This window comes from Geodermatophilus siccatus, assembly GCF_900103785.1.
Classification (GTDB): Bacteria; Actinomycetota; Actinomycetes; order Mycobacteriales; family Geodermatophilaceae; genus Geodermatophilus; species Geodermatophilus siccatus.
In genome coordinates this window covers 1-25,123 of sequence record NZ_FNHE01000023.1, presented here as the reverse complement: position 1 = coordinate 25,123, position 25,123 = coordinate 1, and the positions used below count along the sequence as shown (strand labels likewise).

The following is a 25,123-nucleotide window of genomic DNA, read 5'->3' as shown; positions in this document are numbered from 1 at the left end:
CGTGGTCGGGCACCAGGTTGACGAAGACCGTCGGCCGCACGGTGATGGCGTAGTAGCGGCGGTCGTGGTCCTCGTCGACGCCGGGGAGCTTGTCGAAGCCCTCGCCGCCGTCGACGGTGAAGCCCTGCACGTCGGCGCCGAACTCCGCGCCGTGCCCGACGAAGAACTGCGCGGCGTAGCCGTCGGCGAACTCCGGCAGCACCTCGGTGAGCTCGGGGTGGATGGTCGCGCAGTGGTAGCACTCCATGAAGTTCTCGATGATGAGCTTCCAGTTGGCCTGCACGTCGTAGGTGATGCGGCGGCCCACGGTGAGCGCGTCCAGCTCGTAGCCGTCGATGGACTCCCGGCTCCCGAGGCGCTCGGCGATGGCGCCCATGACGTCGTCCTCGAACGACGGCGGCTGCTCGGCCAGGCACACCCAGGCGTAGCCGAGCCACTCCCGCAGCGCCACCGGCACCAGGCCGTACTGCACCCGGTCGATGTCGGGCATCTTGGTCAGGTTCGGCGCGGCGACCAGCTTGCCGGCCAGGTCGTAGGTCCAGGCGTGGTACGGGCACTGGAAGGCCCGCTTGACCTCACCGGCGTCCTCGGTGCAGATCTGCGCGCCGCGGTGCCGGCAGATGTTGAGGAAGGCCCGCAGCTGCCCGTCCCGGCCGCGGACGACCAGCACGCTCTCCCGGCCGACCTGGACCTTGCGGAACTTCCCCGGAGTCGGCAGGTCCGCCGAGCGCACCGCGCAGAACCACATGGTCTCGAAGACCCGGGACTGCTCCAGGGCGAACACGGCCGGGTCGGTGTAGTAGTGGCCCGGCAGGGTGGAGATCAGGCTCGCGGGCAGATCGGTGGCGGTCATACGGCACCTCGGTGGCGTCGGGCGTACACAGGCACGCCGGTAGTCGGACAAGCCTCGGCCGTCGCCCGCCATCGGAGCTCAGGACGACCGATGTGTTGCACATTAAACAGCGATTCGCGCACAGCGCAACAACTTGCCCGCCCAGATCTTCTCGGGGTCCGCGCGCAGGAGGTCCGAGTTGGACGGGGCGACGCCCGGACCCCCGTGCACGCCCCCCGCGCGGCAGGGCGGCCGCGTCATCCGGACGGCAGCGCGGAGGCGACGGCGTGCGCACGCAGCTCGCCTGCGCCGCCGTCCCGTCCGCGCTGCGGACACCCGTCGCCGACGAGGGGCGGGGGAGGTCGGGGCGACGTCTCGACCGGTACCGGCAGCAGCGCCCCGCGGGGTCAGCGGGCCTGGCTGAAGAACCCCAGCTTCCGGCTCAGCTCTCCAGCGCCGGACACCACTCGCCGGGCGAGCCTCGGGATGCCCTCGGAGTCCATCCGGAAGGACGGCCCCGAGACGCTGAGAGCCGCGATCACGTCGCCGTCCGCACCGCGGACGGGCGCGGCGATGGCGGTGAGCCCGATCTCGTACTCCTCCACCGTGGCCCCCCATCCCTGCTCGACGATCCGGTCGAAGTGCTGTCGCAGCACCTCGGGATCGGTGATCGTGGCAGGAGTGAAGCGCTGCAGCTCCCGGGAGAGCACGTCCTTGCGGACGTCGTCGGGGGCGAACGCGAGGAGCACCTTGCCGCTCGAGGTCGCGTGCAGGGGGGTGCCCTGCCCCACCCAGTTGTGGGTGCTGAGCGCCCCCGGCCCCCGGGCCTGACTGACGTTCACCGCACGGTCGCCGTCCAGGATGGCGATGTTGACCGTCTCCCCGAGGTCGGCGGCCAGTCCGTCGCAGATCGGCCGCCCCTCCCGGGCGATGTCCAACTGCGCGGCGGCCGCGCCGGCCAGGCGCACGACGCCGAAGCCCAGCCGGTACTTGCCCCGATCGGCCAACTGCTCGACGAAGCCCCGGTTCTCCAGCGCCGCCACCAGCCGGAAGGCCGTGGACTTGTGCACCCCGAGCTCCGCGGCCACCTCCGTGACGCCGGCCTCCCCGTGGGCCGCGAGGATCTCCAGCACGCTCAGAGCCCGGTCGACCGACTGGACGACGGCGACCGAGCCCCGCTCTGCGTTCTCACCCTGCGACCCACTCATGACCTCAGCGTAGGTGGCGGGCGGCGAGGTGCCCGGCGCCTCTTGACGCCACGGGAACGGCTGGACCATGCTGTTGCGTCATCGGCGAAGAGTTGCGGTCCTCGCAACAGTGACGAGCCTGGAGCACCCATGATCCCGGTCTGCCCCACGACCGCGTTGCCGCCCGGCGAGGCGACCCGAGTGGAAGCCGACGAGCCCATCGCGGTCTTCAACGTCGACGGCGAGTTCTACGCGATCGACGACACGTGCACGCACCAGGACGCCTCGCTGGCCGACGGCTGGCTGGACGGCTGCGCGGTCGAGTGCCCCCTGCACGCCTCGTGCTTCGACCTGCGTACCGGGAAGGTGTCCGGCCCGCCCGCCAAGACGCCGGTCCGCACGCACCGGGTCGTCGTGCAGGACGGCCTGGTCTACGTGCAGCCGGGGTCCCCCGCGGACGGTGCCGCATGAGCCGCACGATCGCCGTGGTCGGGGCCTCCCTGGCCGGCCTCTCGACTGCGCGCGCGCTCCGCGAGCAGTCCTACGACGGCCGCATCGTCGTCATCGGCGATGAGGTGCACGCCCCCTACGACCGGCCGCCCCTGTCCAAGGAGTTCCTGGCCGGCACGGCCTCGCTGGACGACATCGCCCTGGGCGCACCCGACGACGAGGACCTCGGTCTGCAGTGGCGGCTGGGCACCACGGCGGTCGGCCTGGACCACCTCAGCCGGTCGGTGCTGCTGGAGGACGGCAGCGAGATCCGCGCCGACGGCGTCGTCCTCGCCACGGGCGCCCGCGCCCGGCGCCTGCCCGGCGGCGACGGGCTCGCCGGTGTGCACGTGCTGCGCTCCCTGGACGACGCGATCGCCCTGCGGGACGACCTGGCCGCCGGCGGACGTCTCGTCGTGATCGGCGCCGGCTTCATCGGCGCGGAGGTCGCCTCCACGGCCCGCAAGCTCGGGCTGGACGTCACGGTCGTCGAGACCCAGCCCGTTCCGCTCGCCGGCCCGTTGGGCGCTGACATGGGCGCGGTCTGCGCGGAGTTGCACGCCGACCACGGCACTCGCCTGCTGACCGGCACCGGCGTCGCCGGACTGGTCGGCACCGGCAGGGTCGAGGCCGTCGACCTGAGCGACGGCACCCGCCTGCCCGCCGACGTGGTGGTCGTGGGGATCGGCGCCACCCCGAACATCGAGTGGCTGGCTCACTCCGGCGTGGCCCTCGGCAACGGCGTCCTCACCGACGCGCACGGGGCCACGAACATCCCGGGCGTGGTCGCGGTCGGCGACTGCGCCGCGGCGTGGTCGGCCACCGCGGAGCGGCACGTGCGCATCGAGCACTGGACCAATGCGCTCGAGCAACCGGCCACCGCGGTCACCACGCTGCTGGGTGCCGGGGAGCCGGCGCCGACGCCGGTGCCCTACTTCTGGTCGGACCAGTACGGCGCCCGCATCCAGTTCGCGGGATCGCGCCGCGAGGGCGACGTCGCCCGAGTGGTGGAGGGCAGCTGTGCCGACCGCAGCTTCCTCGTCGTCTACGAGCGCGACGGGCGCCCTGTGGCCGTCCTGGGGATGAACCAGCCCCGTCTGTTCACCCGGTGGCGCCGGCAGCTGCGCGCGGCCGTGCCGACCGCGCCCTGACTCCTCGGCCGCCCGCGCACGCAGCGGCGAGGCGGCCCACGACCGCAGCTCGAGCACCCTGGGACCGTCCCCGTGGAGGCGGGGGTCCGAGGGTGCTCGACTGCGTCCATCGGACGCCCGCACCATCCGGTTCGCCCGGTGCGCCACCGTGGCGGTCCCGCCGAGGAACCCGCCGTTGTGGACCGCACGACCGCCCCCGGTGACAGGCGGGGCGGGTGCGGCGTGCCGTCAGGAGAGGCGGGGCCGGGCCCGGCAGCGGCTGATGCATACACCCCTGCTCGTCGTCCACGGGAGTGCCCCTCCCCGCCACCGGACACGAGCGAGTGGCTGGATGGCGGTCCGAGGCCGGATCGAGGAGCGCTCCCGCGACGCACACACGGGGCGGCAGTGACCTCGTGCGGCTCGCCGGCGCCTCCGTGCTGGCCGGACCTTGATGCAGCGCCGCCCGGACTGGCCGGATCCACCCTCCCGGCCGGTGCACCGCCACCGGCCTTCCCGGCCCGGCGCACCGGCGCCCGTAGCCGTCAGCGGAGCAGCTCGTCAGCCCCGGGGGACGAGCACACGACCGGAGAACAGCCGCGCGAGGGGTCCCCGCGCGAGGCGGGCCGGCGCACCGGCGTCCCCACCTCCGGCGATCCTCACGGCGGTGCTCCGAAGCGCCGACATCGGCCTGATCCGACCTCGGGTGCCCCTCCCAGCGGCCCCTGACGGATTTCGTCACATCGCTTCGAGGGCCGCCGTGACAGCCTGGCCGCGGCGGCCGATCGGGACGCTGACCGGCCCCTCGCCTCGAGGTCGCACAGCACCACCCCGGGCGGACGGTGTCCTCACGGGCCCCGGCCGGCACCGCTTCGTGGACACGGAGAGGCCTCCCGGCGGTGGAGCGACGTCGCTCCACCGCCGGGAGGCCCTCACCCGCCGGCCGAGGCGCTAGGCGCGCGGATCCTGCGGTCGGCCGATGGCCTCGGCCCTGGGCTGGCTCTGCGCGGGGAGGGACGTGTCCCCTGCTGACGACACGAAGTTGCCCCCCGGGCTGACCGACATCCGACCACCCGGCTCCGGGCTCGTCGAGGACGGCGCCCCGGCCCCGGCGCCCGTTGCGCCAGGGATGCGGGCCGGTTCCACCACGAGGACGAAGTCATCACCGTGGCGACTGATGCCCTCGACGACGGCCTGCTCGATCGCCACGCTGGCGTAGTTGCCCCGCAGCACGATGGGATCGCGACGGAGGTCCTTGACCAGGCTCACGGCCATCGTCGCCATCACCAACGTGAAGGGCAGTGCCGCGATGATGGTCAGGTTCTGCAGCCCTGTCAGGGCCGCACCCTCCTCGCCCAGGAGCAACATGATCGCTGCGACGGAGCCCATCACCACGCCCCAGAAGACGACGACCGATCGGCTGGGCTCCAGGGTGCCGCGCTGCGAGAGGGACCCCATGACGATCGAGGCCGCGTCCGCGCCGGACACGAAGAAGATGGCCACGAGGACCATCACGAGCACGGTCGCGGCGGTGGCCAGGGGGTACTGCCCGAGGACGGCGAACAGCTGCCCCTCCGTGGTGCCCTGGCCGGCGACGTCGACGCCGTCGCGCTGCGCGGCGATCCCGGCACCGCCGAACACGGCGAACCACAGCAGACTGACCAGGCTGGGGACGAGGAGCACGCCCGTGACGAACTGCCGGATGGTCCGGCCGCGGCTGATGCGGGCGATGAACAGACCGACGAAGGGCGTCCAGCTGATCCACCAGGCCCAGTAGAAGACCGTCCAGCCACGCAGCCAGGTGGCCATCGGGTCACCGCCGGTCGCCTCCGTGCGCGCGGCCATCTCACCGAGGTCGGAGAAGTAGCTGCCCACCGCATCGGGGACCAGGTTGAGGATGAAGATCGTCGGGCCGGCGACGAAGACGAACACCGCCAGCAGCAGGGCCAGGACCATGTTGGTGTTGGACAGCCACTGGATCCCCCGCTCGATGCCGGAGACGGCCGAGGCGACGAAGGCGGCGGTCAGGATCGCGATGATCGCGACCAGGACGCCGTTGCCGACGTCTCCGGCCCAGCCGAGGATCTCGACCCCGCTGCCGATCTGCAGGGCACCCAGACCGAGGGAGGCCGCCGATCCGAACAGCGTCGCGAAGATGGCCAGGACGTCGATGACCCGGCCGGCCGGGCCGGCGGCCCGTCGCTCGCCGAGCAGCGGGACGAAGGCCGAGCTGATCAGCTGCCGGCGGCCTCGCCGGAAGGTGCCGTAGGCGATGGCCAGACCGACGACGGCGTACATCGCCCACGGGTGCAGCGTCCAGTGGAACAGCGTGGTCGCCATCGCCGTCTCGATGGCCTGGGACGACTCGGCCTCGACCGTCAGCGGCGGCGGGGAGACGTAGTGCGACAGCGGCTCGGCGACCCCGTAGAACATCAGCCCGATGCCCATGCCGGCGCTGAACATCATCGCGATCCACGAGATGGTGCGGAACTCCGGCCGCTCGTCGTCCCGGCCCAGCGGGATGCGCCCGTACTTGCCGGCCGCCAGCCAGATGACGAAGACCACGAACGCCGACGCCAGCAGCACGAACAGCCAGCCGAGATTGCCGGTGACCCAGCCGAGGACCGAACCACTGACGGTGCCCAGGCCCGTCGGCGTGGCGAAGCCCCAGGCCACGAAGCCCAGCGCCATGACCGCGGCGACGGCGAACAGGACCCGGTCCACGGCCCAGTGCCGATCGGCCACGCAAGGGGGCGGCTCGGCGATGGCTGGGTGGGTCCCCGTCACCGACACATCCGTGACCCTGCTGGCCGAGGGCTCCTCCCCCGCACTCCGGGCGCCACTGCCAGCCGTGGGATCGGCCCCACCGTGTTCTGACTGGCTCAGCTGGCGGGACGGCGAGGCTTGCTCCCTGCGCGGTTGCTCCATGACACTCCCCAATCTTGTTGCGTCATCCGAGACCGGCTTCGCATGAGGGAACCAGAGGACCGGTTGTAGGACAAGAGACCCCCGTGATTCTTTGCACAGTTCCGCATCGGTGTGACTGGGTGTCACGCACGTGTGACGTAGCCGGAAGGGCTCCTCCGCACGTCTCGTGCTGGCCACGCGGGCGGTCGAGGCGCTGCAGCACCTGGCGCTCGACGCTTGCGGCGATCCGTCAGCGCCTCGGGCGCACGGACGCGCAGGCATCGGGTGTCCAACCGGTCCACGTCGATCGAACCCCGACGTCCGTCGGGGAACGCCCCGGAACCAGGGCCGGCGGTGGTCGGGAGGCGGCGGACGAGGTCTCGCCGAGCCGGTGGCGACAGCACGTCGCGCTCGCCTCGGCGGGTCCGGTTCCGACCCCTGACCACGCACCAGCGGCGGGCTGGCGCGTCCGCGGAGACGGTGGGTGGCCTGCGCCTGGTGCACGGGCCACGAGCACCTCCTGTCCCGAGCGACTCACCCCCTGCCGACGAGGGCGCCCGACGCCGGGCGCTGCGCCTGACGGGAGGCCCGTGCCGGCCCGATGTGGCCTCGGGTGGGCACCACCCTCCGGCGCACGGTGCTCAGCTCCGCGGCACGCCACCCCCGCAGCGAGCTGAGCACTCCCAACCCCTCCGCCCGTTCGAGGTCGGCCACGTGGAGCACCCGCTCCCGCAGCCGGCCCGCGTCGAGCAGCCGCGCGCGCTCGACACCCGGGAGGCACCCGGAGTCCCGTGGTGGGGTCCACCACTGGCCGTCCAGCTTCACCGCCAGAGAGGCCCGGGTCACCTCGGTCAGCTCCCCCCTCGTGTTGACCATGATCACGTCGTCCACGTCGGGCCGCCGCTCGCGGCGCCGGTCGTACGGCTCCCGCAGGCTCGTCTTGTGGTGGAGCCAGGTCTCCCCGGGGTCGACCGGATCGTCGTCGAGTGCCAGCAGCACCCGGCCGGGAGACGGTGGCGGCAGGGCGGCCACGTCGACGGCGAGGGTCCCGCTGCGGCGGAGCCGGACCCGGACGCGCGCCGCCGGCTCCCCCGCCAGCCGCGCGTCCAGGACGCACCGCGCCGTCGGGAGATCGAACCGGAACCCCAGGTGCTCGGCCGAGGCCGCCAGCCGCTGCAGATGGCGCTCCCGGTTGTGCAGACCGCGCTGCTGGTCGTGACGCATGGTCTCCCACAGCTCGAACTCACGGGGCCGAGCGGCCAGGACGGCGGCCTTGGCGAGGACCTCCGCGTGCTCGGCGGACGCCTCCGACCCCCACGTGATGCCGCTGCCGGTGCCGTAGACGGCCTCCCCCGAGGACGTGTCGACCACGGCGGTCCGGATGGCCACGCTGAAGCGGGCCCGGACCGGTGCGCCCGGTGGGCCGACGAGGCCGATCGCCCCGCAGTAGACCCCGCGGGCGTCCGACTCCAGGGACCGGATGATCTCCATGGAGCTCGCCTTGGGTGCTCCCGTGACCGAGCCGCAGGGGAAGAGCGCCCGGAAGAGCTCCACCAGACCGGTCCCCGGGCGGAGGCGAGCCGTGACGTCGGAGGTCAGCTGGAGCACGGTCTCGTAGCGTTCGACGGTGAAGAGCGCGGGCACCTGCACGCTGCCGGTCTCCGCGATCCGGCCGATGTCGTTGCGCATGAGGTCGACGATCATGACGTTCTCCGCCCGCTCCTTGGGGCTCGAGCGGAGCAGGTCGGCCAGGCGCCGGTCCTCGTCCCCGTCCCGGCCTCGCCGCGCCGTGCCCTTCATCGGGCGGAGCAGCACGGAGTTCCCGCGGCGCTCGAAGAACAGCTCGGGGCTGGCACTGGCCACCGCGAACCGGCCGAGGTCGAGATAGGCGTTGTACGCGCCGCGCTGGCCCAGCGCCAGGTCCCGGTAGAGCAGGAAGGGGTCCCCCGGCACGCGGCCGGACATCCGCACGGTCAGGTTGCACTGGAACGTGTCCCCGGCGGCGATGCGCTCCCGGACCGCCCGGACGCCGTGGGCGTGTCCGGCCGGTGTCCACGTGGGGCGCCACCGAGCGGCCGGAGCCGGGGCGGCGCCGGCCGGGTGCAGCGGCGGCACGGAGACCGGCTCCCCGCAGATCCCGAACCAGACCAGGGGCACGTCCATGGGCGTGGACGGGTGCACGGCCAGCGCCGGGTCCAGCCCCGCGGCGGCCTCGTAGGCGACGTAGCCGAACGCCCACCGTCCCGAGTCCGTGGCCCGCTGGACCTCGGCCAGCACCCCGGCGACCTCGGCGGGGTGCTCGGCCACCAGGATCCGGTCGGGCGCGGGACACCGGAGCGCCGTCCCCGTGCGCAGGTCGTCGAAGCGGGCCCAGGTCACTGCGGCACCGTTGCCCCGTGGACGGCGGCGAGCAGGTGGAACGAGCCGCTCACCACGACCGGCACCGCCTCGTCGGCCTCCTGCGCAGCACGGCGGACCGCGAGCACCGGGTTGCCCTCCACTGCTGTGGCGATGCCCCGGTCCGCCGCTGCCGCGGCGACGAGCTCGGCCGGGACGGAGGTGCCGGCGGGGTGGTCGCCGCCGGTGGAGCAGAACTCCGTCGCGACGACCACCGAGGCCGCCGGCGCGACGACGTGGAGGGCGGCGTCCAGGTCCTTGTCCTGCTTGAAGGCGAGGACCCACGGGAACCGGGCGCCGGGGTGGACCTCCTGGAGGGTCGCCACCAACGCCGCGAGCTTCATCGGGTTGTGGGCCCCGTCGAGGACCGCGGTCCGGCCGCCGATCACCCGGCGTTCGAACCGGCCGGGCAGCGTGGCGCTCCGCAGCCCCAGCCAGACGGCGTCCGCGTCGAGGGCCCACCCATCGCGCGCGGCCAGCGCCTCGACGGCACGCAGCGCGAGATGGGCGTTGCCGGCCTGGTGCCGCCCGGTCAGCCCCAGGGACAGCGGCGGTTGGCCGCGCAGCCGCAGTGCGGTGCCGCCCGGCCCGGTCCAGGTCTGCACCGCCGGGGGGCCCAGGTCGACCCACCGGAGAGCGCAGCTCCGGCGGGCCGCCTCGGCGCTCAGCGCGTCCGCCGCCTCGGCACTCCCCTGGCGAGCCACCACGGCCCGACCGGCGAAGGGCAGGATGCCGGCTTTCTGGGCCGCGATCTCGCCGACCGTGGCCCCGAGCAGGTCCTGGTGGTCCAGGCCGATCGGCGTGACGACCGCGAGCTTGTCCGCTCGGGAGATCGTGTTGGTGGAGTCGAGCAGTCCCCCGAGCCCGGTCTCGACGACCCCGTAGTCGACCCGGTCGGCGAACAGGCCGAAGGCGACGGCGTTGGTGACCTCGAAGAAGGACGGCCGGCCGTGGCCGGCCTGCTCCACCACCTCGACGGCCGGCCGGATCCGGTCCAGCTCCGCGTCGACGAGCTCGGCCGACGCCGGCCTCCCGTCCAGCTGGAACCGCTCGAGGACGCTGTGGACGTGCGGTGACAGGTGGGCACCGACCCGGAACCCGTGGGCGCGGAGCAGGCCGGCCACGAAGGTGCTCACCGAGCCCTTCCCCGCGGTGCCCGCCACGTGCACGGCACGGAAGCGGTCCTGCGGGTTCCCCAGCGCGCCGAGCAGGGCACGCGGACGGGTGAGCCCCGTGCCCGCCGGACCGCGCTGCGGCCCGAGCTCCTCGTACAGGTACCGGCGGACGCGGTCGAGCGCGGCCTGGGACGAGGCGGCGCCGGCGGGCGGCGACAGGTCCGCCGTCCCGGTCGACATCAGACCTCCAGCCGCCGGGTCACCGGAAGACGACCGTGCTGTGCCCGTTCAGGAGCACCCGCTTCTCGCTGTGCCACCGGACCGCCCGCGACAGCGCCAGCGCCTCGGCGTCCTGTCCGACGGTGGCCAGCGCCCGGGGATCGAAGGTGTGGTCGATGCGGATGACCTCCTGCTCGATGATCGGGCCCTCGTCCAGGTCGGGGGTGACGTAGTGGGCCGTCGCGCCGACCAGCTTCACGCCGCGGTCGAAGGCCTGGTGGTAGGGCTTGGCGCCCTTGAACCCGGGCAGGAACGAGTGGTGGATGTTGATCGCCCGGCCGTACAGGGCGGCGCACGTCTCGTCGGAGAGGATCTGCATGTAGCGGGCCAGCACGACCAGGTCGGCCCGGTACTCGTCGACCAGCTCGAGCAGCCGGGCCTCGGCCTCCCGCTTGGTGACCGGGGTCACCGGGACGTGGACGAACGGGAGGCCGGCCGCCTCCGCCATCGGGCGCAGGTCCTCGTGGTTGGACACCACGGCGACCAGGTCGGCGCCCAGGTTGCCGGCGCGCCACCGGAAGATCAGGTCGTTGAGGCAGTGGCCGAGCTTGGACACCATGACCAGCACCCGCTGCGGCTGCTCGCCGGCGACCTGGTAGGTCATGCCGAACTCGTCGGCCACGTCCTGGAAGTCCGCCGAGAGGCGCTCGCAGTCGGTGTCCTCGGCGCAGACGAAGGCCGTGCGCAGGAACAGCTGACCGCGGACGGCGTCGTCGAACTGCTGGTGCTCGACGATGTCGCAGCCGTGCTGGAACAGGAACGAGCTGACCGCGTGCACGATGCCCGGGCGCTCCTGGCAGCTGAGCGTGAGGGTGAACGGGTGGGACACGGGTGCCTCCTCAGCACTCGACGATGTTGAGCGCCAGCCCGCCACGGGCGGTCTCCTTGTACTTGTCCTTCATGTCCGCACCGGTCTCGCGCATCGTCTTGATCGCCTTGTCCAGCGGGACGTGGTGCCGGCCGTCCCCGCGCACGGCCATGCGCGCGGCGGTGATGGCCTTGACCGAGCCGACGGCGTTGCGCTCGATGCACGGGATCTGCACCAGCCCGCCGACCGGGTCGCAGGTGAGGCCCAGGTTGTGCTCGATGCCGATCTCGGCGGCGTTCTCCACCTGCTCCGGCGTCCCGCCGAGCACCTCGGCGAGGCCCGCGGCGGCCATGGAGCAGGCCGAGCCGACCTCTCCCTGGCAGCCGACCTCGGCGCCGGAGATGGAGGCGTTCTCCTTGAACAGCAGCCCGATCGCGGCGGCGGTGAGCAGGAACCGCACGACGCCGTCCTCGCCGTAGGAGTCGACGAAGTCGCGGTAGTAGTGCAGGACGGCGGGCACGATGCCGGCCGCGCCGTTGGTCGGCGCGGTCACCACCCGGCCGCCGGCCGCGTTCTCCTCGTTGACCGCCAGCGCGTAGAGGGTCACCCACTCCATCGCGCGCAGCGGGTCGGTCTCGTCCGGGTGGCTCTCCAGCTGGGCGCGCAGCGCGGCCGCGCGTCGGCGGACCTTCAGCCCGCCGGGCAGGACGCCGGTGGTGCGGGTGCCACGCTCCACGCACTCCTGCATCACCGACCAGACGTGCAGCAGGCCGGAGCGGACCTCCGCCTCGCTGCGCCAGGACAGCTCGTTGGCCAGCATCACGTCGCTGATCCGCAGGCCCGACTCCCGCGTCCGGGTCAGCAGCTCCTCCCCGGTGCGGAACGGGAAGCGGACCGGGGTGCGGTCCTCGACGATCGCCGGGCGGCCGGCCTCGTCCTCGTCCAGGACGAACCCGCCGCCCACCGAGTAGTACTCGCGCCGGTCGACCTCCTCGCCCTCGGCGTCCAGGGCCCGGAAGAGCATGCCGTTGCTGTGGAAGTCCAGCCGCTTGCGACGGTGCAGCACGACGTCGTCGTCGACCGAGAACGCGATGGGGTGCTCTCCGGCCAGGGCCAGCTTGCCCTCGCGGCGGACGGCGTCGACCCGCGGCTCGGCCGCGACCGGGTCGACCACGTCGGGCTGCTCCCCCTCGAGGCCGAGGACGACCGCCTTGACGCTGCCGTGTCCGTGCCCGGTCGCTCCCAGCGACCCGAACAGCTCGCAGCGCACCCCCGTGACCCGTCCCAGCAGGCCCTCGTCGCGGAGCCGGGACGCGAAGGTGCAGGCTGCCCGCATGGGGCCGACCGTGTGCGAGCTCGACGGGCCGATGCCGACCTTGAACAGGTCGAAGGCGCTGATGGTCACCCGTACCTCCCTCTCCCCCGCCGGTGCGCCGACACCAACTGCGGAGTCAGGTACACAGTTGGTATATCAGATGTATGGTCAAGGTATGTCGATCCCTCTGAAGAGGCAAGGCCCGTCGGCCCCCAACCTCTACGATCTCTTCGTGACCGCTGCGCCCCTGGATCTCGACTCGTCCGCCGTCGCGTCGCTCGCGGACAAGGCCTACGTGGCGATCAGGGACCGGCTGATCATGCTCGACATCAGCCCGGGCGATCCGATCGACGACGACGAGCTGGCCAAGGACCTCGGGGTGGGCCGGACGCCGGTCCGTGAGGCGCTGAAACGTCTGGAGGGGGACCGGCTCGTGGTGTCCTACCCCCGGCGAGGGACCTTCGCGACCGGCATGGACATCTCCGACCTGGCCCACATCTCCGACATCCGCGCCCAGCTCGAGCCGTTGGCGGCCCGCCGTGCCGCCGAGCGTGCCGTGCGCACGTCGCTCGGCGAGCTCGAGGAGCTGGCCGCGCGCATCCAGCACCTGGACGTCGCCCAGACCGACCGGACCGAGCTGATGCGCTGGGACCTCGCCGTGCACCGGGCCATCTACCGGGCCAGCGGCAACCCCCACCTGGAAGACGTCCTGATCCGCTACGACAACCTGGCGACGCGGATCTTCTGCCTGTTCCTCGACCGGCTGCCCACGGTCGACGAGCACGTCGGGGAGCACGTCGAGCTGCTCCGCGCGATCGCCGCCGGCGACGCCGACCGGGCCGACGACCTCGCCCGTGAGCACGTGCTGGGCTTCGAGCACGCGATCCGCGCGGTCATCTAGGAGAAGGACCCCGTCCTCCCCACCCCTCGCAGGCTCAGGGCGGGACCCGGGACGGGGCCAGCGGGTCCCTGGAGGGTGGCCGTTCCCTCAGGTCACCAGGCCGTTCACACCGGGCCGACGGCGTCGAGGACGGCCAGGACGTCCCGCGTGGCCGCGACGTCGTGCACGCGGAGCAGGGTGGCTCCCCGCTGGACCGCGACGACAGCCGCGGCCAGGGAGCCGGGCAGCCGGTCCTCCACGGTCCGCCCGGTGAGCTGCCCGAGCACCGACTTGCGGGACAGCCCCACCATGACCGGGACACCCAGGCCGGTGAACGCGTCGAGCGACGCCAGGAGCGCGACGTTGTGGGTCAGCGTCTTGCCGAACCCGAACCCCGGGTCCACCACGAGGTGCTCCTGCCGGATGCCGGCATCGAGGCAGGCACGCATCCGCTCGGCGAGGAAGGTGCGCACGTCCACGACGACGTCCCGGTAGCGCGGGTCCGCCTGCATGGTCTCCGGCGAGCGCTGCATGTGCATGAGGCACACCGGCACGCCCAGCTCTGCGACGGCCTCGAGAGCACCCGGCGACCGCAGCGCCCGGACGTCGTTGACCATGCTCGCCCCGGCCGCCACGGCTGCTCTCATGACCTCGGGACGGGAGGTGTCCACGGAGAGCGGAACGGGGACCTGCCGGCTCAGGGCCTCGACCACCGGGACGACGCGGTCCAGCTCCTCGGCGGGGGTCGGCGGGCGCGAGCCGGGTCGGGTGGACTCCCCGCCGATGTCGATGAGGTCGGCCCCCTCGGCAGCCAGGGTGCGCCCGCGCTCCACGGCCCGGTCGAAGCTGTGGAAGCGCCCGCCGTCGGAGAAGGAGTCGGGGGTCACGTTGAGGACGCCGCAGACCAGCGGCCTCCTCCCCGCGAGCACCCGGCCGAGGGGGTGCGTCGAGGTGCCGGTGGCCGCGCGCGGGCGGTCGGCCAACGCCGTGCCGGTCATCTGGCTGCTCCGATCTCTGTGGTGCGACTGGCTGCCGGCCCCGTCCAGAGGCTCGCGGCGAGCCTGCGAGCGCTGCGCAGGAGGGGGTCCTCGCTCAGCCGCGTGCGGACGCGACCGTGTGCTGCAGCAGCAGGGCGGTGGTGACCGGGCCGACCCCGCCCGGCACCGGGGTCAGACCGGCGACCCGTCCGGCGACCGAATCGGCGTCGACGTCCCCGACGAGCCCGCCGTCGGGCGTCGGGTTGGTCCCCACGTCGACGACGACCGCGTCCGCGGCGACGTGCTCGGCCGTGATGAGCTCCGGCCGCCCGACGGCGGCGACGAGCACGTCCGCGGTGCGGGTGACCGCCGCCAGGTCCTTGGTGCGGCTGTGGCAGACGGTCACGGTGGCGTCCCGCTGCAGCAGCAGGTGCGCGGCCGGCTTGCCGACGACGGTGGAGCGGCCCACCACGACGGCGTGCGCGCCGGACAACGGGATCCCGTGGTGGTCCAGCAGCGCCAGCACGGCCTCGGCGGTCGCCGGCGGATGCGCGGGCAGACCCGCGGCCAGCCGTCCCAGGCTGAGCGGGTTGGCCCCGTCGACGTCCTTGGCCGGGTCGATCGACGCGGCCAGGTCCTCGACGACCGCGTCGGCCGGCAGCGGGGTCTGCAGGATGATGCCGTGCACCGCGGGATCCGCGCTCAGCGCGGCCAGCTCGGCGCGGATCCGGTCCGGCGTCGCCGTCTCCCCGAGGTCGACGACCGAGCAGGCGATGCCGGTCCGCTCCGCGGCCCGGGCGATGGAGCGGACGTACCAGGCGCTGGACTCGTCCGCCGTCGCGACGACCACGGCCAGCCGGGGCGGCGTCCCGGCGGCGGTCAGCTCCGCGGCCGTGGCGGTGACCTCGGCGCGGATGCCGGCGGCCAGCTCACCCCCGCCGAGCTCCGTCGTCATCGGACGAGTCCGTCCCGGACGGCGGCGGTGACCTTCTCCGCGCGCAGGACGACGTCGTCGACGGAGTCGACGACCGCGGCGAGCTCACCCCAGGTCGCCGGGTCCTTGATGCCACCGAGGTTGATCTCCACGTTGACCCGTGCCGTCGTGGCGGCGGCGCGGGCCGCCTCGGCGGCGGCGGCGACGTCACTGATCACGTTGCGGTTGCCGATCGGCAGGAGCTGCTCGGCCAGGCCCAGCACCTGCTCGGCGACGGCGACGACGATCGCCGGCACGTGCGCCGCGGCGACCAGTGCCCGCGCGATGCCCTCCGACCGGGCCGCGGCCTCGTCGGCGGTCCCCTTCGGGAGCCGGTAGGCCTCGGTGACCGCGGTGAAGGCCGCGGCGTCCTCCTCGGCGAGACCCAGGGCGTTCTGGCGCAACCGGTCGGCGGTGGCCGTGATGGAGGCGATCTCCTCGGCGTGCTCGGCGTACTTCGCCGAGTCGCTGTAGCGGGCGACCATCGCCACCAGGGCGGCGGCCTGGGCCGCGTGCAGTGCGGCGGTGGCCCCTCCTCCCGGGGCGGGCACCCTGGCGGCGAGCTGCGCCAGGAAGGTCTCGACGGTGTCGGTGCGCATGGGGGTCCTCGGGGTAGGCGCGATCGCGGGCCGGCGGGCGGCCGCGGGAGTGGTCGGGGCCGCCCGCCGGTCCGGCGGAGGGGGTGGGGCGGGCTAGCCGCGGAGGCGGGTCATCTCCGGGTCGACGAGCGGCTCGGCGGCGACGGTCGCCGGGATGCGGGTGCCGAAGTACCCGATCTCGACGCTCGTCCCGACGGTCGCCGAGGCCGGCAGCCAGGCGTAGGCGATGGGCCGGCCGACGGTGTGCCCGAAGGCCGCGCTGGTCACGTAGCCCGCCGGTCGCCCGTCCACGAACACCGGCTCGTGGCCGAGGACGACGCTGCGGCCGTCGTCGATCGTCAGGCAGGACAGCCGGCGGCTCACCGTGTCGTCCCCGAGCTCGGCGAGAGCCTGCCGCCCGACGAAGTCGGCCTGCTTCTGCCGGCGGACGGCGAACCCGAGGCCCGCCTCGTAGGGGTCGTGCTCGGTGGTCATGTCGTGACCCCAGGCCCGGTAGCCCTTCTCCAGCCGGAGGCTGTTGAACGCGGCCCGGCCCGCGGCGATCACGCCGAGGTCCTGGCCGGCGCGCCACAGCACGTCCCACAGCCGCTGGCCGTTGTCGGCGCTGGTGTAGAGCTCCCAGCCGAGCTCGCCGACGTAGGACAGCCGCATCGCCGTCACCGGCACTCCCCCGATCCGGGCCCGCTTCGCGCGGAAGTACTTCAGCCCGTCGTTGGAGAAGTCGTCGGCGCTGAGCCGCTGGACGAGGTCGCGGGCCCGCGGGCCCCACAGGCCGATGCAGCACGTGCCGCCGGTGGTGTCGCGGACCTGCACCGTGCCGTCGCCGGGCGCCTCGCGCAGGAGGTGGTCGAGGTCGAGGGGGCCGTTGGCGCCGACCTGGAACAGCTGCTCGCCCAGCCGGGCGACGGTGAGGTCGCTGCGGATGCCGCCGGCCTCGTCGAGGGCGAGCGTGTAGGTCACCGACCCGACGGACTTGTCCATCTCCCCGGTCGTGAGCCGCTGCAGGAGCGCGAGGGCGCCGGGGCCGCTGACCTCGAGCCGCTTGAGCGGCGTCATGTCGTACATCGCCACGGCGGTGCGGGTCTTCCACGCCTCGGCCGCCGCGATCGGGGACCAGAACTGCCCCGCCCACGCGTCGCGCTCCGGCGGCGCCCACTCGGCGGGCAGCTCGTCGACCAGGTGCGCGTTGGCCTCGTACCAGTGCGGCCGCTCCCAGCCGGCGGCCTCGAGGAAGACCGCGCCGAGCTCCTGCTGCCGGGCGTGGAAGGGGCTGACCCGCAGGTCGCGCGGGGACAGCCGGGGCTGCAGCGGGTGGATGACGTCGTAGATCTCGACGAAGTTCTGCTGCGAGGTCTCGCTGACGTACTCCGGGGCGAGCTGGACGTCCTCGAAGCGGTGCACGTCGCAGCCGTGCAGGTCGACCTCGGAGCGGCCGTCGACGAGCAGCTGGGCCACCGACCGGGCCACGCCGGCCGAGTGCGTCACCCAGACCGCCTCGGCGATCCAGAAGCCCGCCACGTCCCGCGACTCCCCGATCAGCGGACCGCCGTCCGGGGTGAAGGAGAAGACCCCGTTGAAGCCGGAGTCGATCTTGGACGACCGCAGCGAGGGCAGCAGCAGCTGGCTCTGCTCCCACGCCGGGGCGAAGTCCTCCTCGGTGAAGGGCAGCATCGAGGGCATCGACGACTCCCGCACGCCGTCCCCCTGCGGCAGCTCGCCCAGGTCGACCGGCATGGGGCGGTGGGCGTAGGACCCGATGCCGAGGCGGTCGACGCGCTCCCGGTAGTAGAGGTCCTGGTCCTGGTGGCGCAGGATCGGCAGGCTCGCCTCGCTGAGCTCGTCGTTGCGCCCGACCAGGTCCGGCACCTGACCGGTCCAGACGAACTGGTGGGCCAGGGGCAGCAGCGGCACGTCCATGCCGACCATCGCGCCGAGCTCCTGGCCCCAGAAGCCGGCGCAGGAGACCACGACGTCGGCGGGGATGACGCCGTCCGGGGTGCGGACGCCGGTCACCCGGCCGCCGGTCTGCTCAATGCCGGTCACCCGGGTCGAGCCCTGGAAGCGGGCGCCCCGCGCCTCGGCACGGCGGGCCAGCGCGACGACCGCCCGGGACGCCTTGGCCAGACCGTCGCTGGGGATGTGCAGCCCGCCGAGGATGCGCTCGCGGTCGACCAGCGGGTGCAGCCGCACGCACTCGTCGACGTCGACCACCTGGGACTCGACGCCCCAGGAGGTGGCCCAGCCCTGCTTGCGGTGCAGGTCGGCGAGCCGCTCCGGCGTGGTGGCGACCTCGAGGCCGCCGACCTGGTTGAAGCACCACGCGCCGTCGACGTCGACGCTCTTGAGCTTCTCCACCGTGTAGCTGGCGAACGCCGTCATCGTCTTGGAGGCGTTGGTCTGGAAGACCAGCCCCGGCGCGTGCGACGTGGAGCCCCCGGTCAGCGGGAGGGGCCCCTGGTCGACCACGGTGACGCGGTCCCAGCCACGGGCGGTCAGCTCGTCGGCCAGGTTGGCGCCGACGATCCCCGCTCCGATGATGACCACACGAGGGGTGGTGGACATTGCTTCGCTCCTGACGTGCCGGTGGTTCCGGGGACTGCCGATGGGGGCCGGTCAGTCGTTGGGGGTGGAGGTGAACTCGAGGGCCGCGTCGAGCAGCCAGTCGGCCAGGTAGCCGGCGAAGGACGACCGGACGAGGACGAGGACGTCGTCGGCGGCGTCGGAGAGGGCCAGCAGGACGACGCCCGCCTGGCCGAGCGCCGTCTGCGCGCTGCTCCCCCGGCCGAACACCCGCGGGTGCAGGTCGATCGAGCAGCCCTTGGCCAGGACGTCGCGCACCCGAGCCCCGGTCAGCCGGAGGCCGATCCGCTGGGCGGAGACGTCCGTCGCGGACCCGCCCAGGCCGACGACGGCGGCGCGGACCCGGGCCTCGAGCTCCTCCGGTGTCTCCGTGGTGCTGCTGAGCAGCCACTCGTCGGGGCCGAGCCAGACGGCCCGCCCCGTGCCGGCCGGCACCCACGTGTTGGGAGCCGTCGGCAGGTCGACGCCCAGGGCCGCCGACGCCTCGGCGCCGACCGTGCCGAGCCGGACGTCGACCATCGCGACGAACGGCTCGACGGCGATCCGCACGGTGTCGGGCAGGCGCTCGAAGGCGGTGCGCCACCCCTCGAGCGGGTGGGTGCGCAGCAGCTCAGCCATCGCGACGGGCTCCTTCGGGATCGACCAGCACCGAGCCGGTGACCTCGACCGGGACGAGGGTGCCGTTGACGGGGACGTGGACGGTCTCGCCGATGCGCTCTCGCCCGCCCTTGACCAGGGCCAGGGCGAAGGGGCGGGCGAGCTCGGCGCTGCGGTAGCTGGAGGTGACGTGGCCGAGCATCGGGACCGGCGGAGGCGGCAGCTGGCCGTCGGTGCGGAACTCCACGATCTGCGAGCCCTCCGGCAGGACGGTCCGCCGGTCCACGGGCAGCAGCCCGACCAGCTGCTTGCGCAGCGGGTCCTGGTTGGCCGGCCGCGAGAAGCTGCGCTTGCCGACGAAGTCGGGCTTCTTCTTCGAGACCGCCCAGGCCATGCCGAGGTCGTGCGGGGTGACGGTGCCGTCGGTGTCCTGCCCGATGATCGGGTAGCCCTTCTCCGCGCGCAGGACGTGCATGGTCTCCGTGCCGTACGGCGTGATGCCGTACGGGCGGCCGGCGTCGAGCAGCCGCTGCCACACCGCGACCGCGTACCAGGGGTTGACGTAGACCTCGAAGGCCAGCTCGCCGGAGAAGCTGATCCGGGCCAGCCGGACCGGCACCCCGTCGAGGGTGGTGTCCCGCCAGGTCATGAACGGGAAGGCCTCGTTGGAGACGTCCACCTGCGGGAAGACCGCGCCGATGACGTCGCGGGAGCGCGGACCGACGACCGGGAAGGTGCACCACTGCTCGGTGACCGAGGTGCAGTGGACCCGCAGGTCCGGCCACTCCGTCTGGACCCACTCCTCCATCCAGTCGAGGATCTTCGCCGCGCCGCCGGTGGTGGTGAGGACCAGGAAGCGGTCCTCGGCCAGCCGCAGCACCGTGCCGTCGTCGATCACCATGCCGTCGACGCCGCACATGACCCCGTAGCGGACCGAACCGACCTTCAGGCTGCTCATCAGGTTCGTGTAGAGGCGGTCCAGGAGGACGGCGGCGTCCGGGCCCTGGACGTCGATCTTGCCGAGGGTGGAGCCGTCGAGGATCCCGACGCCGGTGCGGGCCGCGGCGCACTCCCGGAGGACCGCGGCCTCCATGTCCTCGCCGGGCCGCGGGTAGTGGCGGGGCCGCTTCCACTGGCCGACGTCCTCGAAGACCGCCCCCGCCGCCACGTGCCACTCGTGCAGGGCGGTGACCCGCTCGGGGTCGAAGAGCCGGCCACGGTCGCGGCCGGCCAGGGCGGCGAAGGCGACCGGGGTGTAGGGCGGCCGGAACGTGGTGGTCCCGGTGTCCTGCACCGGGATCCCCAGCAGCTCGGCGGTGATCCCCGAGGTGAGGACGCCGGAGGTCTTGCCCTGGTCGTGCGCCGTCCCGATCGTCGTGTAGCGCTTGACGTGCTCGATGGAGCGCAGGCCGGCGCCGACCGCGCGAGCGATGTCGGCGACCGTCGCGTCGCGCTGCAGGTCCACGAACGAGGTGCTGCCGTCGGCACCGGAGGTGTCCGGCACCCGCCACAGCACCAGGGGCGCGGTCGGGACGACGGGCTCCGGGGCGGTGGGCAGCCGGTCCTCCTCCGCCGGTGGGACGGCCAGCGCGCCCAGCGCGGCGCGCGCTCCGCGCTGCCCGTCGGCGAGGCACCCGGCCAGGTCGAACACGCCGGCGGCCGAGCCGGCAACGGTCAGGCCGTCGAGCTGCTCCCCGGGGAGGAACGCGCCGAGGGCGGCGTCGTAGCGGAGCCGGCCGCGGGCCTGGCTGAACAGGTGCACCGCGGGGTTCCAGCCCCCGCTGACCAGGAGCAGGTCGCAGGCGATCGCGCTGCTGGCGCCGACCTCTCCGTCCGCGAACGGGGCGACGAGGGCGTGCGTGACCCGCTCGACGCCCTGCGTGCCGGTCACGACGGCGCCGGACAGGACGCGGATGCCGGCGTGCTCGCACTCCTCGCGGCGCGGCGAGCCCTCCGGCCGGGCGTCGACCACCGCCTGCACGTGCACACCCGCGCGGTGCAGGTCGAGGGCGGCGTCGTAGGCGCTGTCGTTCGTGGTGAACACGACGGCCTCGCGGCCGGGCAGCACGCCGTAGCGGTGCAGGAACGTCCGGGCTGCGCCGGCGAGCATGGTCCCCGGGCGGTCGTTGTCGGCGAAGACGACCGGGCGCTCGTGCGCCCCCGTCGCGACGACGATCGAGCGCGCCCGGATGCGCCACACCCGCTGGCGGGAGACGTGCTTGGGCGCGGCGGCGCCGAGGTGGTCGGTGCGCCGCTCCAGTGCCAGGACGAAACCGTCGTCGTAGCTGCCGAAGGCGGTGGTGCGCTGCAGGTGCAGCACCTCGGGGTGGCCGGCCAGCTCGGCGACCGCGGCGGCGACCCACTGCAGCGCCGGAGCGTCGTCGAGCCGCTCGGTGCCCGACAGCAACGAGCCGCCGGCCTCGGACTGCTCGTCGACGAGCGCGACGCGGGCACCGGCCCGCGCGGCGGTGAGCGCGGCGGCCAGCCCCGAGGGCCCGGCGCCCACGACCAGCACGTCGACGTGGTGGTGGACCGCGTCGTAGCGGGCGGAGTCGGGGACGTCGGCGAGGCGGCCCTGCCCCGGCAGGCCGTGGGCAGCCAGCCCGTCGTGGAGCTCCACGGTGGTGGCCAGCAGCATGGGCTCGGGGAAGGGCTCCTCGATCTGCACCAGCCCGCCCGGGTCCTCGGCCCAGGCGGCGGCGATGCCGCGCGGTCGGCCGAACTTGATGCTCGTGGCGACCTGGTGACGGCCGTTCGCGAGCAGCGCCGAGGCCAGGGTGTCGCCGGGGTGACCGGTGAGGGTCTGACCGTCGAAGGTGAACTCGACGGTGGTGGCGCGGTCGATGCGGCCGCCCTCGGGGGTGCGGAAGGTGCTCGTCACGGGGTCACCGGCTTCGGCTCGTCGAGGCGGTACACGCTCTCGAAGCGGTAGGTGGCGGTGTCGCGGATCGCGTTGAACCAGCGGCGGCAGCCGGCGCTGTGGTTCCAGCGCTCGGCGAAGCGGCCCTTGGGGTTGTCGCGGAAGAAGACGTAGTGCGCCCACTCCTCGTCGGAGAGCTCGGCGGGGCTCTCCGGGTAGGGGACGTGGGCCTGGCCGCCGTAGTGGAACTCGACCTCCTCGCGGGGGCCGCACCACGGGCATGCGATGAGTTGCACGGGAGACTCCTGGGTGGACGGGCGAGGGCGTCAGTGGGCCACGGCGGCCGCGCCGTGCTCGTCGACGAGCGCGCCGGTGACGAAGCGGTCGAGGGTGAACGGCGCCACGTACGGGTGGGGCTCGTCGTGGGCGATGGTGTGCGCCAGGGCCGAGCCGATGCCGGGCGTGGCCTTGAACCCGCCGGTGCCCCAGCCGCAGTTGAGGTAGACGTTGTCGTAGGGGGTCCGCCCGACGATCGGCGAGGCGTCGGGGCTGACGTCGACGATGCCGCCCCAGGTCCGCAGCAGGTGGGCCCGCGCGAACACCGGGAAGAGCTCGACGGCGGCGGCCATCTGGCGCTCGATGATGTGGAAGGCGCCGCGCTGGCCGTAGCCGTTGTACGAGTCGACTCCGGCGCCCATGACCAGCTCGCCCTTGTGCGCCTGGGAGACGTACACGTGCACGGCGTTGGACATGACCACGGTGGGGTGCACCGGCTCGAGCAGCTCGGAGACCAGCGCCTGCAGCGGGTGGCTCTGCACCGGGACGCGGATGCCGAGCATGTCGGTGAGCACGGAGGTGTGGCCGGCTGCGCAGAGGGCGACCTTGCCGGCGGAGATGGTGCCCCGGGTGGTCTGCACCCCGGTGACCCGGTTGCCGTCGGTGGTGAAGCCGGTGACCTCGCAGTCCTGGATGAGGTCGATCCCGGCCTCGTCCGCGCGGCGGGCGAAGCCCCAGGCCACGTAGTCGTGCTTGGCGATGCCCGCGCGCGGCTGGTACGTCGCCCCCAGGACCGGGTAGCGGATGTCGGTCGAGGTGTTGACGACCGGGCAGATCTTGCGGACCTCGTCCGGCTCCAGCCACTCGGCGTCGACGCCGTTGAGCTTGTTGGCCTCGACCCGGCGCACGCTGTCGCGGACGTCCTGCAGGGTGTGGGCGAGGTTGAGCACGCCGCGCTGGCTGAACAGGATCGGGTAGTCGAGGTCCTCCTCGAGCCCCTCCCAGAGCTTCAGCGCGTGCTCGTAGATGGCGGAGCTCTCGTCCCACAGGTAGTTGGAGCGGATGATCGTGGTGTTGCGGGCCATGTTGCCGCCGGCCAGCCAGCCCTTCTCCAGCACCGCGACGTTCGTGATGCCGTGGTTCTTGGCGAGGTAGTGCGCGGTGGCCAGGCCGTGCCCGCCACCTCCGACGATCACCACGTCGTAGGAGCGCTTGGGCTCCGCGTCGCGCCAGAGGGAGTCCGGGTGCTCCGGCAGGTCCGCGCCGGGGGTGCGTGGGGTGCGGGTGGCGTGGGAGGAACCGAGCGTCATCGGGGGACCTCCGTCAGGTCGGGGTAGAGCGGGTGGCGGTCGGCCAGGCGGGTGACCCGCGTGCGGAGCTCGGCGAGCAGCTCCTCGCCCACCGAGGGGCGCAGTGCGGCGGCGATCACGTCGGCCACCTCGGCGAAGTCGTCGAGGTCGAAGCCGCGGGCGGCCAGCGCCGGGGTGCCGATGCGCACCCCGGAGCTGACCATCGGCGGGCGGGGGTCGAAGGGGACGGCGTTGCGGTTGACGGTGATGCCGATCGAGTGCAGCCGGTCCTCGGCCTGCCGGCCGTCGAGCGCCGACTCCCGCAGGTCCACGAGGACGAGGTGCACGTCGGTGCCGCCGCTGACCACGTCGACGCCCGCCTCGCGGGAGTCCGCGGCCAGCAACCGGTCGGCCAGGATCCGGGCACCGGCGAGGGTCCGCTCCTGGCGCTCGCGGAAGGCCGGCTCCCCGGCCAGCTTGAAGGCCACCGCCTTCGCGGCGATCACGTGCTCCAGGGGGCCGCCCTGCTGGCCGGGGAAGACCGACGAGTTGAACTTCTTCGCGAGGTCGGCCGTGGCCAGGATGACCCCGCCGCGGGGCCCGCCCAGGGTCTTGTGGGTGGTCGAGGTGACCACGTGCGCGTGCGGCACCGGGGAGGGGTGCAGCCCGGCGGCGACGAGCCCGGCGAAGTGCGCCATGTCGACCATCAGGTAGGCCCCGACCTCGTCGGCGATCCGGCGGAACTCGGCGAAGTCCAGGTGGCGGGGGTAGGCCGACCAGCCGGCGACGATGAGCTTGGGCCGCCGCTCCAGTGCCAGCTTCTCCACCTCGGCCATGTCGACCCGGTGGTCCTCGCGGCCCACGTGGTAGGCGGCCACGTCGTAGAGCTTGCCGGAGAAGTTGAGCTTCATCCCGTGGGTCAGGTGGCCCCCGTGGGCCAGGTCGAGCCCCAGGATCGTGTCGCCGGGCTCCAGCAGGGCGGACATCGCCGCGGCGTTGGCCTGCGCCCCCGAGTGCGGCTGCACGTTGGCGTACTCCGCGCCGAACAGCGCCTTCAGCCGGTCGATGGCCAGCTGCTCGACGACGTCGACGTGCTCGCAGCCGCCGTAGTAACGCCGGCCCGGGTAGCCCTCGGCGTACTTGTTGGTCAGCACCGAACCCTGGGCCTGCATGACGGCCACCGGAGCGAAGTTCTCGCTGGCGATCATCTCCAGCGTGGTCTGCTGCCGGGTCAGCTCGGCGGAGATCGCGTCGAAGACCGCGGGGTCGGTGTCCGCCAGCGACCGGTTGAGCACCTGGTCCGGAACGGCCGGGGCCTGGAGCGCTCCGTCAACCTGGACGACCATGCCGGGGTCCCTTCTGTCATGAGATTGAGCCAAGGACTGGTATATCAGTCGTGCAACACCGTAGGGTCGGCACCGGACGGGGTCAAGGGGTGCTCGGAACTCGATGTCCCGCCATCCCCACCACGGTCGGCGCGCTCCCGTGCCGGGGAGCGCCCCCCCGCGTCCGATCCGCACATCCCGAGAGGAGATCCACCGCCATGGCCTACGAGGTGAGGGGCGTCGTCGCCCGCAGCAAGGGAGCCCCGGTCACGGTCGAGACGATCGTCGTCCCCGACCCCGGCCCCGGA

The 25,123-nt window shown here is 73.4% G+C and carries 19 protein-coding genes; 3 read left to right on the top strand and 16 right to left on the bottom strand.

Annotated elements, in window-relative coordinates:
• Positions 1-853 (bottom strand): aromatic ring-hydroxylating oxygenase subunit alpha (locus BLS21_RS24130; RefSeq protein WP_091222926.1); only part of this gene is annotated, 853 nt, incomplete at its 3' end.
• 386 nt (positions 854-1,239) lie between these two features.
• Entirely contained in the window at positions 1,240-2,040 is an 801-nt protein-coding gene (locus BLS21_RS24125; protein ID WP_091224427.1) for an IclR family transcriptional regulator, read from the bottom strand.
• A 129-nt stretch (positions 2,041-2,169) separates the two neighbouring features.
• On the opposite strand from BLS21_RS24125, the gene BLS21_RS24120 reads away from it, so the two are divergent.
• Both BLS21_RS24120 and BLS21_RS24115 read left to right on the top strand, forming a co-directional pair.
• Entirely contained in the window at positions 2,170-2,490 is a 321-nt protein-coding gene (locus tag BLS21_RS24120; protein WP_091224423.1) for a bifunctional 3-phenylpropionate/cinnamic acid dioxygenase ferredoxin subunit, read from the top strand.
• A complete protein-coding gene (locus BLS21_RS24115) occupies positions 2,487-3,659 on the top strand; it encodes an NAD(P)/FAD-dependent oxidoreductase (protein ID WP_091224421.1) in 1,173 nt (390 codons plus the stop codon). Before BLS21_RS24120 ends, BLS21_RS24115 begins: the two co-directional genes overlap by 4 nt.
• 930 nt (positions 3,660-4,589) lie before the next feature.
• Here the strand turns inward: BLS21_RS24115 and BLS21_RS24110 are convergent.
• The 5 genes from BLS21_RS24110 to BLS21_RS24090 all read right to left on the bottom strand — a co-directional run bounded on the left by BLS21_RS24110 (position 4,590) and on the right by BLS21_RS24090 (position 12,549).
• The gene (locus BLS21_RS24110; RefSeq protein ID WP_245700736.1) at positions 4,590-6,362 is read right to left on the bottom strand and encodes a BCCT family transporter; all 1,773 of its coding nucleotides are present in this window, start codon (positions 6,360-6,362) and stop codon (positions 4,590-4,592) included.
• Between the two features lie 717 nt (positions 6,363-7,079).
• Positions 7,080-8,924 carry an aminodeoxychorismate synthase component I gene (pabB, locus tag BLS21_RS24105; protein WP_091224419.1) on the bottom strand — a complete coding sequence of 615 codons (1,845 nt, stop codon included), beginning with the start codon at positions 8,922-8,924 and terminating at the stop codon, positions 7,080-7,082.
• Positions 8,921-10,297 carry a bifunctional folylpolyglutamate synthase/dihydrofolate synthase gene (locus BLS21_RS24100; protein ID WP_091224417.1) on the bottom strand — a complete coding sequence of 459 codons (1,377 nt, stop codon included), beginning with the start codon at positions 10,295-10,297 and terminating at the stop codon, positions 8,921-8,923. Before BLS21_RS24100 ends, pabB begins: the two co-directional genes overlap by 4 nt.
• Positions 10,298-10,316: 19 nt before the next feature.
• On the bottom strand, positions 10,317-11,165 hold the full coding sequence (gene purU / locus BLS21_RS24095) for a formyltetrahydrofolate deformylase (protein WP_091224415.1): 849 nt from the start codon (positions 11,163-11,165) through the stop codon (positions 10,317-10,319).
• 10 nt (positions 11,166-11,175) lie between these two features.
• Positions 11,176-12,549 carry an L-serine ammonia-lyase gene (locus BLS21_RS24090; protein WP_091224413.1) on the bottom strand — a complete coding sequence of 458 codons (1,374 nt, stop codon included), beginning with the start codon at positions 12,547-12,549 and terminating at the stop codon, positions 11,176-11,178.
• Between the two features lie 142 nt (positions 12,550-12,691).
• Between BLS21_RS24090 and BLS21_RS24085 the strand changes: the two genes are divergently transcribed.
• Complete coding sequence (locus BLS21_RS24085) at positions 12,692-13,360, top strand: GntR family transcriptional regulator (RefSeq protein WP_091224411.1); 669 nt, start codon at positions 12,692-12,694, stop codon at positions 13,358-13,360.
• Positions 13,361-13,464: 104 nt separating this feature from the next.
• Here BLS21_RS24085 and folP read toward each other — a convergent pair whose 3' ends face one another.
• The 9 genes from folP to glyA form a co-directional block, all read right to left on the bottom strand.
• Entirely contained in the window at positions 13,465-14,337 is an 873-nt protein-coding gene (gene folP, locus BLS21_RS24080) for a dihydropteroate synthase (protein WP_091224409.1), read from the bottom strand.
• A gap of 94 nt (positions 14,338-14,431) precedes the next feature.
• Positions 14,432-15,271 (bottom strand): bifunctional 5,10-methylenetetrahydrofolate dehydrogenase/5,10-methenyltetrahydrofolate cyclohydrolase, encoded by an 840-nt coding sequence (locus tag BLS21_RS24075; protein WP_091224407.1) that lies wholly within the window; start codon positions 15,269-15,271, stop codon positions 14,432-14,434.
• Positions 15,268-15,888, bottom strand: coding sequence for a cyclodeaminase/cyclohydrolase family protein (locus BLS21_RS24070; protein WP_091224406.1), 621 nt, complete (start codon positions 15,886-15,888; stop codon positions 15,268-15,270). Before BLS21_RS24070 ends, BLS21_RS24075 begins: the two co-directional genes overlap by 4 nt.
• A gap of 93 nt (positions 15,889-15,981) precedes the next feature.
• Entirely contained in the window at positions 15,982-18,450 is a 2,469-nt protein-coding gene (locus BLS21_RS24065) for a GcvT family protein (protein WP_091224404.1), read from the bottom strand.
• Between the two features lie 51 nt (positions 18,451-18,501).
• Positions 18,502-19,086, bottom strand: a complete 585-nt coding sequence (locus BLS21_RS24060) for a sarcosine oxidase subunit gamma (RefSeq protein WP_091224402.1) — start codon at positions 19,084-19,086, stop codon at positions 18,502-18,504.
• Complete coding sequence (locus tag BLS21_RS24055) at positions 19,079-21,946, bottom strand: 2Fe-2S iron-sulfur cluster-binding protein (protein ID WP_091224400.1); 2,868 nt, start codon at positions 21,944-21,946, stop codon at positions 19,079-19,081. The genes BLS21_RS24060 and BLS21_RS24055 overlap by 8 nt, the downstream gene beginning before the upstream one ends.
• On the bottom strand, positions 21,943-22,221 hold the full coding sequence (locus BLS21_RS24050; RefSeq protein ID WP_091224398.1) for a sarcosine oxidase subunit delta: 279 nt from the start codon (positions 22,219-22,221) through the stop codon (positions 21,943-21,945). Before BLS21_RS24050 ends, BLS21_RS24055 begins: the two co-directional genes overlap by 4 nt.
• A gap of 30 nt (positions 22,222-22,251) precedes the next feature.
• Positions 22,252-23,511, bottom strand: a complete 1,260-nt coding sequence (locus BLS21_RS24045) for a sarcosine oxidase subunit beta family protein (protein WP_091224396.1) — start codon at positions 23,509-23,511, stop codon at positions 22,252-22,254.
• Positions 23,508-24,836: a serine hydroxymethyltransferase gene (gene glyA / locus BLS21_RS24040; RefSeq protein ID WP_091224394.1), complete on the bottom strand. Its 1,329-nt coding sequence runs from the start codon at positions 24,834-24,836 to the stop codon at positions 23,508-23,510. The genes BLS21_RS24045 and glyA overlap by 4 nt, the downstream gene beginning before the upstream one ends.
• Positions 24,837-25,123 lie beyond the last annotated feature (287 nt).